Below are 17,522 nucleotides of genomic sequence, written 5' to 3' on the forward strand. Positions count from 1 at the left end.
TGAGCGTCCACCGGCCTACCGGGGCAATAGGCCAGTCAGCCCGTCAGGCCGTCCAGCTCAACGAGGCGCCTTCAGCCAGCACGGGGCTGCGCCGGCCGTCCACGTCCAGGCCCCAGTCGCGCAGCGCGCCCTCGGAAACCCGCGCCGTGTACTGCCCGCCGCTGCGGCTGACCGTGCCGCGTGCCGCGACGTTGCCGTCCAGGCCCACGACCGTGAAGGCCGCGCTCGCGCCGTCGGCCAGCTCGAAGACGCGCAGCACGGTGCCGCTGGCGTAGTCGTAGTCCGGCTTCTCGGTCTCGGCCCCCCAGGCGATGACGCTGCCCGGCGCCGCGTACAGCGGCATGGACAGGAAGCCATGCGTCTCGCGATGCCAGCGGCCGCCTTGCTTCTTCTCGCCGCTCAGCAGATGGGTCCATTTACCTTCCGGCAGATAGAAGTCCACCTCGCCGCTCTCGGTGAACACCGGCGCGACAAGCAGGCTCTCACCGAGCTGGTACTGCCGGTCCAGCGGCGCGCAGGCCGGGTCCTGCGGATGCTCCAGGAGCATCGCGCGCATCAGCGGCACACCCGTCTCCGTCGCCTCGTGAGCCTTGGCGTAGAGATAGGGCATGAGCTGATGCTTGAGCCGCGTGAATGCGCGCAGCACGTCGCAGCTCTCTTCGTCGATGAGCCATGGCACCCGGTAGCTGCTGCTGCCGTGCAGGCGGCTGTGCGAGGACATCAGGCCGAACTGGATCCAGCGCTTGTAGACGGCCGGCGGCGGGTTGCCCTCGAAGCCRCCGATGTCGTGGCTCCAGAAGGCGAAGCCGCAGGAGGTGAGCGACAGGCCGCCTCTGAGGCTCTCGGCCATGGACTCAAACGTGCTCCAGCAGTCACCGCCCCAGTGCACGGGGAAGCGCTGGCCCGACGCGTAGGTGGAGCGGGCGAAGACGATGGCGTCCTTGCCCTGCACTTCTTCCAGCAGCTCGAAGACGGCCTGGTTGTATTGCAGCGCGTAGAGGTTGTGCATCTCGACGGGGTCGGAGCCGTCGAAGTAGGTCACGCCCTCGCTGGGGATGCGCTCGCCGAAGTCGGTCTTGAAGCAGTCGGCGCCCTGGGCCAGCAGGCGCTTCAGGTGGCTCTGGTACCAGGCCTTGGCGGCAGGGTTCGTGAAGTCGACGATGGCCATGCCGGGTTGCCACTGGTCGGTCTGGAAGGTCAGTCCGTTGGTGCGCTTGATGAAGTAGCCGTTCTTGACGCCCTCAGCAAACAGCGGCGACTTCTGCGCCACGTATGGGTTGATCCASAAGCTGATCTTCAGGCCCTTGTCGTGCAGGCGCTTGAGCATGGCCTCGGGCTCGGGGAAGCCGCGCGGGTCCCAGGCGAAGTCGCACCACTGGAACTCGCGCATCCAGAAGCAGTCGAAGTGGAAGACGGCCAGCGGCAGGTCGCGGCGCTTCATCTCGTCGATGAAGTGGGTGGCCGTGGCCTCGTCGTATTGCGTCGTGAACGAGGTCGTCATCCACAGGCCGAAGCTCCAGGCCGGCGGCAGCGGGGCGCGGCCTGTCAGCGCTGTCARCCGGTTCAAGACSGCCTTGGGGTCGGGRCCGGCGATGACGCAGTAGTCCAGGCTTTCGCCTTCRCGGCTGAACTGCACGCGSGCGACCTTCTCCGAGCCGACCTCGAAGGACACCGGGCCGGCCTCGTTGACSAGCACGCCGTAGCCGCGGTTGGTCAGGTAGAAGGGCACGCTCTTGTAGACCTGCTCGCAGGCCGTGCCGCCATCCTTGTTGGTGTTCTCGACGATCTGRCCGTTCTTGACCCAGGGCGTGAAGCGCTCRCCCAGGCCGTAGACGTTCTCGCCGACGGCCAGCGAGAGCTGGTCGTGCATGTGGTTGCCCTTGGCACCCCACTGGATGTARCCCAGGCCACGCCAGTCGCTCTTGGTGAGGATGCGGTCGCCTTCGCGGAAGGTCAGGGCCCAGCCCTCGCCCTTCTTGACGTCGACCGAGATGGCGCCGGAGGTCAGCGTGGCCTTGGTCTCGCCGTTCGTGATCTGCACGGTCGGCTTGCTGGCACCCACCATGGGGATGTGCATCCGCGGCGGGCTGGACGCGGTGTAGTGCTCGACGCTGACGCGAATGACGCCTTCGAGCGGCGAGCTCAGCGTCACGGTCAGCGTGGGGCCTTGCAGCGTGTCGCCACGGTGCTTGATGGGGCGGGTCGTGGCGAGCACGACGAGGCGGTCTTCGTGGACTTCGATCGCGTAGGCCTCGGCCGCGTAGTGCGCGGCGACGCCCGGCTGAAGCATCCACTGTCCGTCAGTGAACTTCATGGGGGTGGTTCCTTGTTGTCTCCGTACGGCTGGCAGCGTTGCCGGCCACTTCACTTCTTTTGATTCTGGTCGCCTAACTCCTCAAGCCGGTGGCGCCTTCACATGGCGGGAAATGTAGTCACCGTGGTCGGGCATGCCGGCCGCGGTCTGGTGGATGGCCTGGCGCACGCGCGAAAAGTGCTGCACCAGGGCGCCTTCGTCGATGTGATCGACGAAGGGGTCATAGGTCTCGGGCCGCAGCCCCAGGCCCATCAGCAGCGACACCCAGGACGGCTCGGCAAAGCTGTCGCGGTCGAGGATGGCGACGCGGCCCGTCGAGCGGAACAGCTCGATCTGATGCGCCAGCGTGTCGGGTATCGGCATGGCCGCGCAGTAGCGCCACAGCTCGCTGTCGCGCCGGTCGGTGAGCTTGTAGTGCAGCGCGATGAAGTCGCGCGTGGACTCGTACTGCTGCGCCATCAGGCGGTTGAACTCGGCCGCCAGATGCGGCTTGCAGCGGCGGTCCGGCATGAACTGGATCAGCCGGCCGACGCCGTCCATGATGAGCTGGATGCTGGTGGACTCCAGCGGCTCCAGGAAGCCGCTGGCCAGGCCGATGGCGACGACGTTCTTCACCCAGCCTTGCTTGCGCCGGCCGGTCGTGAAGCGCAATTGCCGCGGCGTGTCCAGCGCCTTGCTGTCCAGGCCGGCGAGCAGCGTGCTGGCGGCTTCGTCGTCGCTGATGAAGCCGTTGCAATAGACATGGCCGTTGCCGGTGCGGTGCTGCAGCGGGATGCGCCACTGCCAGCCGGCCGCCTTGGCGGTGGAGGTGGTGTAGGGCGTCAGCGGCGCGACGCGTTCGCTGGGCACGGCCTGGGCGCTGTTGCAGGGCAGCAGCGCGCTCCAGTCTTCATACGGCGACTGCATGGCGCCGCCGATCAGCAGCGCCCGGAAGCCCGAGCAGTCGATGAAGAGGTCGCCATCGATACGGCGGCCGTCGGCCAGCTTGACGGCGGCGACAAAGCCGTCCTCGGGCCGCAACTCGACGTCGACGATCAGCCCCTCGATGCGCTGGGCGCCACGCTGCATCGCGTAGTCGCGCAGGTAGGCGGCGTAGAGGCCGGCGTCGAAGTGGTAGGCGAAGGAGAAGGCATTGGCGGCCGAGGGCGCGCCACCCTCCGGCGGCGTGAAGCGGTTGCGATGCGCCATGACGGTGGCCATCGACCAATCCTCGTAGCTCGGCAGGTCGGGCACCTTGCGCTGCAGGCGCAACCAATGCTGCCAGGGCGAGCGGCCGTCAATGGCCGGGCCGAAATCGCCAAAACCGTGGAAGAAGCGGTTGCCGACCTGGCCCCAGTCGCGGAACTCGATGCCCAGCTTGAAGCTGCCCTGCGTCTTCTTGACGAAGTCGGCGCCGTCCAGGCCCAGCGTCAAGTTGTAGGCGCGAATGGGCGGCAGCGTCGCCTCGCCGACGCCGATGGTGCCGATGTCGGGCGACTCGACCAGCACGATCTCCGGCCGCGCCTGACCGGCGCGGGCAAACCGCTGGGTCAGCGGCGCGGCCGCCATCCAGCCGGCGGTGCCGCCGCCCACGATGACGATCTTGCGGATGGGGAGGTCGGAGGGGTCTGAGGGGTCTGACATCGGGGCTGGCATCGGGTCTGGCAAGCGTTGGCCTTACCACTTGAGGCCGCGAGCGGCGCCATCTTCGACGCGCTGTTGTGTTTCGCGCTAGGGGCTTTCACCCAATTTACTTCGTGCGACGGTCGAACTAATATGCTCCAAAACCTGATCAACAGGACATAACAAGGAGACAACGCTTGCAGGCCGAAGCCGCTGGAAGCCAACAACTGCTGAAGGTCATCAACCGCATGGCCCTGGTCAGGCACCTCTGTGCCAACCCGGGACTGTCGCGCGCAGACCTCGCAGGCGCCGTTGGCCTGACCAAATCCACCGTCAGCCTGCTCGTGCGCGAGCTGGTCAACGAGGGCTGGCTGGCCGAGCGCGAAGTTGTCGCTACCGGCGATCTGGGCCGCCGCCCCACCCCGCTGTTTATCGACCCGGCCCGCCTGCTGCTGCTGGGTGCCGAGGTGGGTATCGAGTCGGTGCGTGTCGTCGCGACCTCGCTGACCGGCGAGGTGCTGGCCTGCGCGGTGGCCAACTACGGCGCCAGCCGCACGGCCAAGGCCTGCATCGGCACGCTGGCCACGGCGCTGCTCAAGGTGCGCAAGCAGCTCGACCTTGACCAGCAGATCCTCGGCATCGGCGTGGGCCTGCCGGGCGGCGTCAACGAGGTGCGCGGCGTGCTGCACTTCGCCCCCAACCTGGGCTGGCGCGACATTCCCTTCGGCGCCTTGCTGGGCGAGAAGCTGCAGGACACGTCGCTGGCCGGCGTCTCCCTCTTCATCCAGAACGAAGCCGACGTGGCGGCCCTGGGCGAGCTGGAGTTCAACCCCTCGCCGGCATCCGACCCGCTGCTCTACGTGTCCATCAACCAGGGCCTGGGCGCCGGCGTCATCGTCGGCGACCGCCTGCTGACCGGCAGCCGCGGCTTTGCCGGCGAGGTGGGTCACATGGTGCTGCAGCTCAATGGCCCGCGCTGCTCGTGTGGCCGGCGCGGCTGCGCCGAGGCGTTGATCGCCACGCGCGCGCTGCTGGGTGGCAGTGAGGACGGCACCACGCTGCGCTCGCTGGCCGAGGTGCGCGCCCATCTGGTGGACGAAGACGCCGAGACGCTGAAGGCCGTCAACTCCGCCGGCGGGAACCTCGGCGTGCTGCTGCAGAACCTGGCCACCGCCTACGACCCCGGCTGCATCGTGCTGGGCGGCGCCGTCGTCGAGCTGGGCCAGCCCTTCCTGCAACCCGCGCTGGACGCCTTGCTGGACTACGCCACCGCCGCCAACCTGCCGCCGCCCAGCGTGCGCACCTCGCGCTTCGGCGCCAACGCCGTCGCCGTGGGCGCCGCAGCCCTGGCGCGCTATCGCTTGACCCGCCCTGCCCTACCTTTGGCAAACACCGGCGTGACCCTGGCCGAGGAGGCTGCTTGATGTACCTCGGTCTTGATCTCGGCACCTCGGAAGTCAAGGCACTGCTGCTGGACGGCCGTGGCTTCATCGTCGGCACGGCCGGCAGCACGCTGACGCTGTCCAGCCCGCAGCCGCTGTGGTCCGAGCAGAACCCCACTGACTGGTGGACGGCCACCGAGGCCGCCGTGGCCCAGCTGCGCGCCGCCCACCCGGACGAGTTCGCCGCCGTGCGCGGCATCGGCCTGTCGGGCCAGATGCACGGCGCCGTCCTGCTGGATGAGGCCGACACCGTCCTGCGCCCCGCCATCCTGTGGAACGACGGCCGCTGCCACGCCGAGTGCGCCGAGCTGGAGGCCGCCGCGCCGCGCCTGCACGACATCGCCGGCAACCTGGCCATGCCCGGCTTCACGGCGCCCAAGCTGCTGTGGGTGCGCAAGCACGAGCCCGCCGTCTTCGAACGCGTGAAGACCGTGCTGCTGCCCAAGGACTGGCTGCGCCTGCAACTGACCAGCGACAAGGTCTCCGACCCTTCCGACGCCGCCGGCACGCTGTGGCTGGACGTGTCGCGCCGCGACTGGTCCGACGAACTGCTGGCCGCAACCGGCCTGACGCGTGCCCACATGCCTCGCCTTGTCGAGGCCAGCGAACCCAGCGGCGTGCTCAAGCCAGAGTTGGCGCAAGCCTGGGGCCTGGGCGCGGAAGTCATCGTCGCCGGCGGCGCCGGTGACAACGCGGCCAGCGCCATCGGCATCGGCGCCACGCAGCCGGGCGACGGCTTCATCTCGCTGGGCACGTCCGGCGTGCTCTTCGTCGTCAACGACCGCTACCGCCCCAACCCGGCCTCGGCCGTGCATGCCTTCTGCCACGCGCTTCCCGCACGCTGGCATCAGATGAGCGTGATGCTGTCCGCGGCCAGCTGCTTCCGCTGGTTCTGCAATCTCGTGGGCCAACACGAGAGCGCCCTGCTGGCCGAGCTAACGTCAAATGACAGCGCAGTCACCGAACGGGCGCCGACCTTCCTGCCCTATCTGGCCGGCGAACGCACGCCCCACAACGACCCCTTCGCCCCCGGCGTCTTCCATGGCCTGAAGGCGCAGACGAACCGCGCCGACTGCACMTACGCCGTGCTSGAAGGCGTCGCCTTCGGCCTGGCMGACGGCCTYGCCGCAYTGCGYGCYGCMGGCACCGARGTRGCGCAACTYTCCCTCGTCGGCGGCGGCTCGCGCAGCCCCTACTGGGCRCAGCTGATYGCCGACGCGCTGGAYGTSGAAATCGTCGTCCAYRYCGGCAGCGAAGCMGGCGGMGCACTSGGCGCAGCSCGYCTSGGCTGGCTCGCCACYGGCGGAGCCGTCGACACCGTCTGCACCCGCCCCGCCGTCGCCGCGCGTTTCACGCCCGACCCCGAACGCCATGCCCGCCTGGCCCCCCGCCTGGCGCGCTTCCGTGATCTTTACCAGCGCCTGCGTGGCGCCTGACTTATCCATGAGCTACTTCGAACACATCCAGCCCATCCGYTTCGAGGGCGCCGACAGCCMSARCGACCTGGCCTTCAAGCACTACGACAAGGACCGCATCGTCCTGGGCAAGCGCATGGAAGAYCAYCTGCGCTTCGCCGTCTGCTACTGGCACAACTTTGTCTGGACCGGCCTGGACCCGTTCGGCGGCGCCACCTTCGAGCGCCCCTGGTTCCAGGGYGGCTCGCCGATGGAACTCGCCAAGCTGAAGGCCGATGCCGCATTCGAGTTCTTCGCCAAGCTGGGCGCGCCCTACTACTGCTTCCATGACCGCGACGTCGCTCCCGAAGGCGCCACGCCGCGCGAGAGCCACGAGAACTTCCTGCGCATCGTCGACCTGCTGGGCGAGAAGCAGCAGGCCACCGGCCTCAAGCTGCTCTGGGGCACGGCCAACCTGTTCAGCCACCGCCGCTTCATGTCGGGCGCGTCCACCAACCCCGACCCCGAGATCTTCAAGCTCGCCGCACTCCAGGTGCGCGACGCGATGGACGCCACGCTCAAGCTGGGCGGCGAGAACTACGTGCTCTGGGGCGGCCGCGAAGGCTACGAGACGCTCTTGAACACGCGCCTGGGCCAGGAGCTGGACCAGCTCGGCCGCTTCCTCACGATGGTCGTTGAGTACAAGCACAAGATCGGCTTCAAGGGCGCCATCCTCATCGAGCCCAAGCCGCGTGAGCCGTCCAAGCACCAATACGACTTCGACACCGCCACCGTCTACGGCTTCCTGAAGCGCTACGGCCTGGAGAACGAGGTCAAGGTCAACATCGAGGCCAACCACGCCACGCTGTCGGGCCACAGCTTCGAGCACGAGATCGCCACCGCCGGTGCGCTCGGCATCCTCGGCAGCCTGGACATGAACCGCGGCGACCCGCAGCTGGGCTGGGACACCGACCAGTTCCCCAACAACGTGCCCGAGATGGCCGTCGCGATGTACCACGTGCTGCAAGCCGGCGGCCTGGGCTCGGGCGGCCTGAACTTCGACGCCAAGGTGCGCCGCCAGTCCATCGATGCGGCCGACCTCTTCCACGGCCACATCGGCGGCATGGACGTCTGCGCCCAGGCCTTGCTGATCGCCGAAAAGATGGTCAACGACGGCCGCCTCAAGAGCGCCGTCGACACGCGCTACGCCGGCTGGGACGCACCCGCTGGCCAGGACATCCTGCAAGGCCGCCGCTCGCTCGCCGAACTGGCCGACGGCGTGCTCGCGTCGAACACCGACGTGGCTCCCGTCTCGGGCCGCCAAGAAGTCTTCGAGAACCTCGTCAACCGCTTCTGCGCCTGACCTGGCATGACCCCATCCACCACCCCAGCCCCCACCGCCCGCTCTGCCGGGCGATGTTGATCCCTTTCCCTTCCCCGACGAACCAGCAGTAAGTCCACAGCCCACGGCCCATCGAGGCCAACCAGAGGAGACACAGTGAACAAGTACCAGAGAACCGCCATTTCCCTTGCCGCCGCCCAGGCCGCCCTGCTTTGCAGTGGCCTGGCCATGGCCCAGACGCCGGCCGCCCCGGCCGGTGCCGCGTCGGCGCCTGTCCAGAAGGTCGAGACCGTCGTCATCAGCGGGCGCCGCGCAGCGCTCGAGTCCGCGCAGCGGATCAAGCAGAACTCCGACGAGATCGTCGACTCCATCGTCGCCGACGACATCGGCAAGCTGCCCGACCGTTCCGTCACCGAGGTGCTGCAGCGCGTCGTTGGCGTGACCATCGACCGCACCATGTCCAAGGGCGACCCCGAGCACTACTCGGTGGAAGGCTCCAGCGTCAACATCCGCGGCCTGTCCTATGTCCGCTCCGAAGTGAACGGCCGCGACACCTTCTCCGCCAACGGTGGCCGCGCGCTGAACTTCGAGGACGTGCCGCCCGAGTTGCTCGCCGGCGTGGACATCTACAAGAACCCCTCGGCCGCCCAGATCGAAGGCGCCGTCGGCGGCCTCGTGAACCTGCGCACTGCCCTGCCCTTCGACTACAACGGCTTCAAGCTCGGCGCCTCGGTCAGCGGCAACTACAACGCGCTGCAGGGCAAGTGGGGCCCCGCGGCCTCGGGCCTGATCTCCAACCGCTGGAAGACCCCCGTCGGCGAAGTCGGCATGCTGTTGAGCCTGGCGCACAGCAACAGCACGACCCGCACCGACCTGTGGCAGGTCGAGCCCTATTACAAGGTCGACGGCACGCACTGGGCGCCGAAGGGCGCGCAGTGGCGCGACTCCAATTTCGAACGCAACCGCGACGGCCTCTACGCCGCGGTGCAATGGCGCAAGGAAGACGTCAGCAGCACGCTGACCTACTTCCAGTCCAAGTACCGCATGCAGTGGGACGAGAACGCGCTGTTCGCGCAGACCAACCCCTGGAACCTCGTCATCGGCAGCGACGCCAAGTACGGCAGCAACAACGCGCTGGTGTACGGCACGCTGACCGCGCCGGCCGACGGCGGCGTGAACTTCGGCGCCGACACGCGCTACATGACCCGCAACTCCAAGACCAAGGACCTGGGCTGGAACCTGAAGTGGAAGGTCAGCGACCGTCTGAGCCTCAGTACCGACCTGCAGCTCGTCAAGTCCAGCACCAAGGGCTTCGACTCCACCGTGGCCACGGGCCTGCTGATGCCCAAGGAGACGCTGGACCTGTCCGGCTCGACGCCCCGCGTCGTCTTCGACACGGCCGACCTCGCCGCGCTGAAGGACCTCGGCAACTACTACTGGGCGTTCACCATGGAACACCTGGACAAGAGTACCGCCGAGCAGAAGGCGTGGCGCGTCGACGGCAAGTGGAACTTCGACCACCCCGTGCTGCAGGACCTGCAGTTCGGCATCCGCCTGACCGACCGCGACGCGACGACGGTCAACTCGGTGCAAAGCTACAACTGGGCCGCCATCACGCAGACCTGGCAACGCGGCTGGGACATCAACCACCTGGCCTACCTGAACGACCCGCGCTTCAACGCCCCGGTGTCGTTGCACCAGTTCAGCAACTTCTTCGGCGGCAGCCAGAGCGTGCCGGCGGTCTACGTGCCCAACGTGTCGCTGGCCAAGGACTACCCGGGCAGCTACGTGGCGCTGCACAGGTACCACGACATCCTCTGCGCCGAGCAGACCGCCGCACAGGGCTGGGGCAGTGGCTGCGCGCAATGGGCGCCCGCCAGCTTTGGCACCGACCCGGCCGGCAGCAACGAGCAGCATGAGCGCTCGCAAGCCGCCTATGCCCAACTGCGCTTCGACTTCACCGACGTGGGCACCCCCATCGACGGCAACGTCGGCCTGCGCGCCGTGCGCACGCAGATGAAGGCCAACGGCTACATGGTCTTCACCAACTCGGCGCCGGTGCTGCAGCCGAACCAGACACAGGGCGGCCTGCCGGTGCCGCAGATCCAGAACTTCGGCGTCCCGATCGATGCGCGTCAGACCTACACCGACGTGATGCCCAGCCTGAACCTGCGCTTCAAGGCCAGCGATACGCTGCAGTTCCGCGCCGCGGCGGCCAAAGCCATCGCGCGGCCGGACTTCTCGCAGCTGCAGGCCTACCAGACGATGTCACTGACGACGACCAATCGCACCGTCGGCAACACCATCTTCATCGACGCCGTCAACCTGACCGGCTCGGCCAGCGGCAACCCGCTGCTCAAGCCGGTCAAGTCCGACCAGTTCGATCTGACGGGCGAGTGGTACTTCGCCAAGAACGGCTCGCTGACCGTGGCGCTGTTCAACAAGCAGTTGAAGGACGTCATCGTCAACCAGACGCAGACCGTGCCGCTGAAGGACGCCAGCGGCACGCCGGTGAACTTCACCGTGACCTCGCCGGTCAACGGCACCAAGGGCAGCGCGCGTGGCGTTGAGATCGCCTTCCAGCGTTACCTCGACATGCTGCCGGGCTGGGCATCGGGCATCGGCGTTCAGGCCAACTACACGTATGTGGACAGCAAAACCAAGCTCTACAACCCGGTCCTGAACCCCTACTGCGCCGGCACCAGCGGCAACGCCGACAACCTGAACCTGAACATCAACGGTTGCGACACCGACGGCCGCACCTTCGGCAACCTGCCGCTGCAGAACCTGTCCAAGCAAGCCTACAACCTGGCGCTGCTTTACGACTGGGGTCCGATCTCGGCGCGCGTGGCCTACAGCTGGCGCTCCAAGTACCTGCAGGCCGTCAACGTGAACGGCACTCGCGGCACCGACGGCCATCTGGCCAACGGCGACACCGTCGCCTGGGCGCTGCCGACCTGGAGCGCTGCCTACGGCCAGGTGGACGCCGGTGTCACCTACCGCATCAACGACCACTTCAACGTCAGCTTGGAAGGCCAGAACCTGAACAACGCGCTCGCGAAGCAGTTGATGCAACAGCAGATCGGCATGATGACGCGTGCCGTCAACTACACCGGCCGTCGCTACTCCGTGCAAGGCAGCTACTCTTTCTGATCTGCTGGACTTGATCCGGCGGCCTCGTACCGGGGCCGCCGGTTTTCTATCTATCACCCGAATTCCGATGAAGAAGACGCTTTTTCTTGCGGCAGCTCTCGCGTGCCTGTTCACCGCGCAGGCCACAGGCGCTGCGGAACTGCCTCGCCTCGCCACCCGTGACGGGCGCCACGCACTGCTGGTGGACGGCAAGCCCTTCCTCATCCTGGGCGCGCAGGCCCACAACTCCAGCAACTACCCCGGCGCGCTCAAGCCCGTCTGGGAAGCTGCCAACGACCTCAAGGCCAACACCGTGCTAATGCCGGTGGCATGGGAACAGGTGGAGCCCATTGAGGGCAAGTTCGATTTCAGCTTCGTTGACACCCTCGTCAAGGAAGCGCGCCAGCAGAAGAAGAAGCTGGTGATCCTGTGGTTCGCAACCTGGAAAAACACCAGCGCGCAATACACCCCCGAGTGGGTCAAGCTCAACCCGAAACGCTTCCCGGCCAACATGGACCGCGAAGGCAAGCCCAACTACAGCCTCAGCCCCTTGGGCGCCGAGACGCTGAAGGCGGACAAGAAGGCCTTCGTCGCCTTCATGGCCCACCTCAAAAAGATCGACTCGACGGAGCGCACCGTCCTGATGGTGCAGGTCGAGAACGAGGTCGGCACCTATGGCCTGGTGCGCGACTTCGGCAAGGACGCGCAGGCCGCCTTCGAGCAACCCGTGCCTGCCGCTGTGCTGGCGCGCAAGAAAGCCGTCGTGCCGGCCGCTGCGTCGGGCACCTGGCGCGAGGTCTACGGCGATTACGCCGACGAGTACTTCCACGCCTGGGCCATCGCCCGCTACATCGGCGAGATCGCCGCCGCCGGCAAGGCCGTGTACGACCTGCCGATGTACGTCAACAACGCGCTGCGCAACCCGCTGGACCAGCCGCCCAAGCCCTGGAACAAGGACTTCGCCAGCGGCGGCCCGACCTGGGACGTCATCGACATCTACAAGGCCGCAGCACCCGCGCTCGACATCGTCAGCCCCGACATCTACAGCGTCGAATCCGAGCAGGTGAACGCCAACCTGCGGCTGTTCGGCCGCGCCGACAACGCGCTGTGGGTGCCCGAGATCGGCACGAAGACGGCCTACGGCCGCTTCCTGTACGCGATGCTGGGCCGCGGCGCCATCGGCGTGTCGCCCTTCGGCATCGACTACTTCAACTACACCAACTACCCGCTCGGAACGACCGCCACCGACAAGACGCTGGTGGAGCCCTTCGAGCGCGTCTACCGCATGTTCGCCCCCATCCAGCGCCAGTGGGCGCAATGGGCCTTCGACGGCAAGACGCAGGGTATGGCCGAAGGCGACGACCGCAAGCCCCAGCAACTGGACTTCCCCGGCTGGACGGCCAAGCTGACCTACCGCATGGGCCGCTTCGGTGAGGCCGCCTGGGGCGGTGAGTTCGCCAAGCCGACGCCCGGTACCGACGAGCCCAACGGCGGTGCCGCCATGGCGCAGATTGCCCCGGATGAGTTCCTCATCATCGGCCAGCGCGTGCGCGTGCGCATGGAACCGGCCGAAGGCACGAAGGGCATGCTGCTGCGCGCCGAGCAGGGCCGCTTCGACGACCAGGGCCGCTGGATCATGGAGCGCGTCTGGAACGGCGACCAGGTCGACTACGGCCTGAACCTGCCGGCCGAGCCGATGATGCTCAAGGTCAAGATGGGCCGGCCCCAGCCATGATCCACCGCCGCCACCTGCTGCAGGCTGCGGGCCTGGCGGCCACACTGCCCGCTTCAACCGCCTGGGGCGCGGAAGGCGCGCCAACGTACGACTGGCGCAGCCTGGCCTACGGTGCCGGCGGCTTCATCGATGGCTTCGTCTTCCACCCGCGCGAGAAGGGCCTGCTCTACGCCCGCACCGACATCGGCGGCGCCTACCGCTTCGACCCCGCCGGCAAGCGCTGGCTGCCGCTGCTGGACCACCTGAGCAAGGCCGACGCCGACCTGATGGGCGTGCTCAGCATCGCCGTGGACCCGAGCGACGCCAACCGCGTCTACGCCGCCTGCGGCCTCTACACCGGCGAATGGGCGCGCAAGGCGGCACTGCTCGCCTCCAGCGACCGCGGCGCCACCTGGCAGACCTTTGAACTCGGGCTGAAGCTCAACGGCAACGGCCCCGGCCGCGGCACCGGCGAGCGCCTGCAGGTCGACCCCAGCCGCCCCGAGCGCCTGCTGCTCGGCACCACGCAGGACGGCCTGCTGCAAAGCACCGATCGCGGTCAGAGCTTCAGCAAGCTGGGTGGCTTTCCGGCCAAGCATGTGTCGCTGGTGCTGTTCGCCCCGAACAAAACGGTCTATGCCGGCAGCCACGATCAGCCCGGCCTGTTCGTCTCCAGCGACGACGGCGCCAGCTTCACGCGCATTGCCGAACTACCCGCGCAGGCACCGCAGCGCGCGGCCTTGGGGCCGGACGGCTCGCTCTACGTCAGCTTCTCTGCCGGCGGTGCGGGCACCGTCACCAACCCCGGCCAGGCCAAGACCGGCAGCGTCTGGCGCCGCAGCGCAGACGGCCGCTGGCGCGACATCACGCCCGTCAAACCCGGCGGCGGCCAGAGCTTCGGCTACTCCGGTCTGGACGTCGATGCGAAACGCTCCGGCCGCGTCATCGTCTCCACCATCGAGCGCTGGAGCAACGGCGACGAGATCTATGTCTCCGACGACCATGGCGCCAACTGGGCGCCGCTGAGCCCGCGCTCCACCTTCGATTCGAGCAGCCACCCCTGGCTGCAGGCCTTCCAGAGCAAGACGCAGCACAAGCAGGGCCACTGGCTGGCCGACTTCAAGATCGACCCGCACGACGGCGACCACGCCGTCTACGGCACGGGCTACGGCCTGTGGATGACCGGCAACCTCGGCGCGGCGAAGGTGAACTGGGCCTTCACGGTAGACAACCTCGAAGAGACCTCCGTCATCGCCCTTGAGAGCCCGTCCGGTGGCGCCGCGCTGCTGGCGGCCATGGGCGACGTCTCCGGCGCCGCCTGGGACGATCTCGCTCAGGGCCCCAAGAACGGCCTCTTCCTGCCGGCCGCCGAGACCTGCCGCTCGGTGGCCTACGCGGAGCTGAACCCCGGCATCGTCGCCCGCACGTCGGACGGCGCGGCCAACGGCGGCTACTGGTCGCCCGACGGCGGCGCCAGCTGGCGGCCCTTCGGSCCGTCCACGCGCAACGCCAAGACGCCCGAGGGCTGGACGGCGCCGTCGGGCCAGGTGGCCGTGTCGGCCAAGGGTGGCTTCTTCCTGTGGGCACCCCAGAAACAGGCGGCCCTGTTCTCGCGCGACCGGGGCAGGACCTGGGCAGCCGCCCAAGGCTGGCCGGCTGAGCGCGACGTGGCCCTGGTGCCCGTGGCCGACCGCGCCGTGGAAGGCGTGTTCTACGTCTTCGACCGCGCCAATGGCCGCATCCTCGTCAGCGTTGACGGCGGCGCGACTTTCCAGCCCGGCATCACCGGCCTGCCCAAGCTGCAGAACTGGCAGGGCGCCCAGCTCATCAGCGCGCCGGGCAAGCCGCGCGACCTGTGGCTGGCCCTGCCCGAAGGCCTGCTGCACTTTGCCGGCGTCGACAGCAAGGCCCAGGGCATCCGTCCTGTCGTCGAGCCCTGGCGCGTGGCCGTGGGCAAGGCCGCCGAAGGCGCGGCCTATCACGCGGTCTACGTCTGGGGTCGCGTCAAGGTCGGCGGCCAGGACGCCGAAGGCCTGTTCCGCTCCGTCGATGCCGGCGCCACATGGCAGCGCATCAACGACGACAGCCACCGCTTCGGCCGGCTGAACGCACTGGCCGCCGACCCGCTGGAGTTCGGTGTCGTCTACCTCGCGCCCGAGGGCCGGGGCGTCGTCATCGGCAAGCCCAAGGCATGAAGCGAATCCTCGCCGCTCTGGCCCTGGCGGCCTCGTTGCCCCTGTTTGCTGGCGAGCTGACGTTGCGCTACGCCGCGCCCGCGCCGGACACGCCGCAAGGCTGGGAACAGCAGGCCTTGCCCATCGGCAATGGCCGCCTGGGCGCCATGCTCTTCGGCCAAGTCGCACGCGACCGGCTGCAATTCAACGACATCACGCTATGGACGGGCGACGCCGGGAAGATGGGCGCCTACCAGCCCTTCGGCGACGTCGTGCTGGAGCTGGAAGGCGCCGACGCGCCGGTCAGCGACTACCGCCGCGAGCTGGACCTCAGCCGCGCGCTGAACCGCCTCAGCTACACGCAGCAGGGCGTGCACTTCACGCGCGAGGCGCTTGCCAGCCAGCCGGCACAGGTCATCGCATGGCGGCTGACTGCCAGCCTGCCCGGCCGCTACAACGGCCGCGTCGCGCTGACCGACCGCCACGGCGCGGCCCTGGGCGTGGCCAGCCAGTCGCTGGCCGCCGTGGGCGCGCTGCCCAACGGCCTGGCCTATGCGAGTCAGCTGCGCGTTCTGAACGACGGCGGCAGCGTCACGATCGACGGCAACGCGCTGGTGTTCCGCGGCGTCAGCGCGCTGACTCTCATCCTCGGTGCCGGCACCAGTTTTKCCGATGGCCGGCCGCCGCTGCCGCGCGTGCAGGCTCAGGTCGCCGCCGCCAAGCCGTGGCCGGAGCTGCAAGCCGACCACGAACGTGATGTGCAGGCCCTGCTCGGCCGCGTGCAGCTGGACCTCGGCACCAGCCCAGCCGAGCGCCGCGCGCTGACGACCGACGCCCGCCTGTCCGAATACACGAAGAATGGCAACGACCCCGAGCTGGAAGCCCTCTACTTCCACTACGGCCGCTACCTGCTCGTCAGCAGCTCGCGCGACTCGTTGCCCGCCAACCTGCAGGGCCTCTGGAACGACCACCTGCAACCGCCGTGGAATGCGGACTACCACTCCAACATCAACCTGCAGATGAACTACTGGCCGGCCGAGCCGACCAACCTCGCCGAGGCCGCGCGGCCGCTGCACCGCTTCGTTCAACGCCTGATCCCGGAATGGCGCCGCCCCATCGCCGAACGTGCCGCCCAGGCGCTGAGGGACCCCAAGTCCCTGCCACCCGAGACGCCGCCTTGGGACAACTCGGTCACGCCGCCCATCGAGACCTTCCTCACCGCCGCCGGCAAGCCCGTGCGCGGCTGGACCGTGCGCACCGAGACCAACCCCTTCGGTGCCCAGAGCTATCTGTGGAACATGACCGGCAACGCCTGGTACGCCCGCCACTTCTGGGAGCACTACGCCTTCACGCAGGACAAGGCCTTCCTGCGCAACGTCGCCTGGCCGGTGCTGAAGGAAGTGGGCGAGTTCTGGGAAGACCGGCTCAAGGAACGGCCTGACGGCAAGCTCGTCGCGCCCAATGGCTGGTCGCCCGAGCACGGCCCCATCCAGGACGGCGTGGCCTACGACCAGCAGATCCTCTGGGACCATTTCGACAACATGGCACAGGCGGCAGACGCACTCGGCGACCGCGCCGCGCGTGACCACGCCGCCTCGCTGCGCGACCGCCTCGCCGGCCCGCGTGTGGGCAGCTGGGGCCAGCTGCTCGAATGGCAGACCGAGCTGAAGGACGCCGTGCTGGACACACCCAAGGACACGCACCGCCACGTCTCCCACCTGTTCGCGTTGTTCCCGGGCCGGCAGATCTCCCCCGCCCGCACGCCCGAGCTGGCGGCAGCCGCGCGCAAGACGCTGGCGGCGCGCGGCGACGTCAGCACCGGCTGGTCCATGGCCTGGAAGATGGCCTACTGGGCGCGGCTGCGCGACGGCGACCATGCCCACAGCCTGCTGCGCGGCCTGCTCGCCCAACCCGGCGCCAAGGTGGCTCGACAGGGAGCGGAAGTCCATCAAGGCGGCACCTATCCCAACCTGTTCGACACCCACCCGCCCTTCCAGATCGACGGCAACTTCGGCGCCACGGCGGCGATTGCCGAGATGCTGCTGCAATCGCAGGACGGCGTCATCGACCTGCTGCCCGCCTTGCCGGCCACTTGGGGTCAGGGCTCGGTCACGGGCCTGCGTGCACGCGGCGGCTTCGAGGTCGACATCGCCTGGGCAGGCGGCCGCATCACGAGCGCAACGGTGCGCTCGGTGGCTGGCGCCGGTGGCGGGCGTGTTCGCGTGAGCGAGCGCGTCGTCGAGCTGAAGCTCAAGCCCGGCGAGTCGCGCACGCTGGACGCCAAGGATCTGCACTGACATGAAACAACTCAAAGGCAACCACAGAGGCACAGAGACACAGAGAACGTGGTGGTCCCTCTGTGCCTCTGTGACTCTGTGGTTGCATTCCTCTGCCTTTGCTGCGCCTGC

At 68.3% G+C, this 17,522-nt stretch carries 9 protein-coding genes; 7 read left to right on the top strand and 2 right to left on the bottom strand.

Annotated features, from left to right (window positions below):
- Positions 1-43 precede the first annotated feature (43 nt).
- Together yicI and ACXRVZ_RS10615 are read right to left on the bottom strand one after the other, a co-directional pair.
- The gene (yicI, locus tag ACXRVZ_RS10610; protein ID WP_458232403.1) at positions 44-2,314 is read right to left on the bottom strand and encodes an alpha-xylosidase; all 2,271 of its coding nucleotides are present in this window, start codon (positions 2,312-2,314) and stop codon (positions 44-46) included.
- Positions 2,315-2,395: 81 nt separating this feature from the next.
- Positions 2,396-3,937, bottom strand: a complete 1,542-nt coding sequence (locus tag ACXRVZ_RS10615; protein ID WP_457419234.1) for a tryptophan halogenase family protein — start codon at positions 3,935-3,937, stop codon at positions 2,396-2,398.
- Positions 3,938-4,113: 176 nt separating this feature from the next.
- Here ACXRVZ_RS10615 and ACXRVZ_RS10620 point away from each other — a divergent pair, with 176 nt between their 5' ends.
- The 7 genes from ACXRVZ_RS10620 (at position 4,114) to ACXRVZ_RS10650 (ending at position 17,411) form a co-directional block, all read left to right on the top strand.
- Complete coding sequence (locus ACXRVZ_RS10620) at positions 4,114-5,340, top strand: ROK family protein (RefSeq protein ID WP_457419236.1); 1,227 nt, start codon at positions 4,114-4,116, stop codon at positions 5,338-5,340.
- Positions 5,340-6,794 (top strand): xylulokinase, encoded by a 1,455-nt coding sequence (xylB, locus tag ACXRVZ_RS10625; RefSeq protein WP_458232404.1) that lies wholly within the window; start codon positions 5,340-5,342, stop codon positions 6,792-6,794. Before ACXRVZ_RS10620 ends, xylB begins: the two co-directional genes overlap by 1 nt.
- Positions 6,795-6,801: 7 nt before the next feature.
- Positions 6,802-8,115, top strand: a complete 1,314-nt coding sequence (gene xylA / locus ACXRVZ_RS10630; RefSeq protein ID WP_458232405.1) for a xylose isomerase — start codon at positions 6,802-6,804, stop codon at positions 8,113-8,115.
- A 135-nt stretch (positions 8,116-8,250) separates the two neighbouring features.
- Positions 8,251-11,247, top strand: coding sequence for a TonB-dependent receptor (locus ACXRVZ_RS10635; protein WP_457419242.1), 2,997 nt, complete (start codon positions 8,251-8,253; stop codon positions 11,245-11,247).
- 67 nt (positions 11,248-11,314) lie between these two features.
- Positions 11,315-12,961, top strand: a complete 1,647-nt coding sequence (locus ACXRVZ_RS10640; protein ID WP_457419244.1) for a DUF5597 domain-containing protein — start codon at positions 11,315-11,317, stop codon at positions 12,959-12,961.
- Positions 12,958-15,135 (top strand): hypothetical protein, encoded by a 2,178-nt coding sequence (locus tag ACXRVZ_RS10645; protein WP_457419246.1) that lies wholly within the window; start codon positions 12,958-12,960, stop codon positions 15,133-15,135. The genes ACXRVZ_RS10640 and ACXRVZ_RS10645 overlap by 4 nt, the downstream gene beginning before the upstream one ends.
- Positions 15,132-17,411: a glycoside hydrolase family 95 protein gene (locus tag ACXRVZ_RS10650; protein WP_458232406.1), complete on the top strand. Its 2,280-nt coding sequence runs from the start codon at positions 15,132-15,134 to the stop codon at positions 17,409-17,411. Before ACXRVZ_RS10645 ends, ACXRVZ_RS10650 begins: the two co-directional genes overlap by 4 nt.
- Positions 17,412-17,522: the final 111 nt, after the last annotated feature.

The sequence above is a fragment of the Roseateles sp. P5_E8 genome (genome assembly GCF_054177665.1).

Coding starts and splice junctions, on each gene's coding strand:
- ACXRVZ_RS10615 (WP_457419234.1), bottom strand. CDS start 3,937: ATGTCAGACCCCTCAGACCCCTCCGACCTCCCCATCCGCAAGATCGTC.
- ACXRVZ_RS10640 (WP_457419244.1), top strand. CDS start 11,315: ATGAAGAAGACGCTTTTTCTTGCGGCAGCTCTCGCGTGCCTGTTCACC.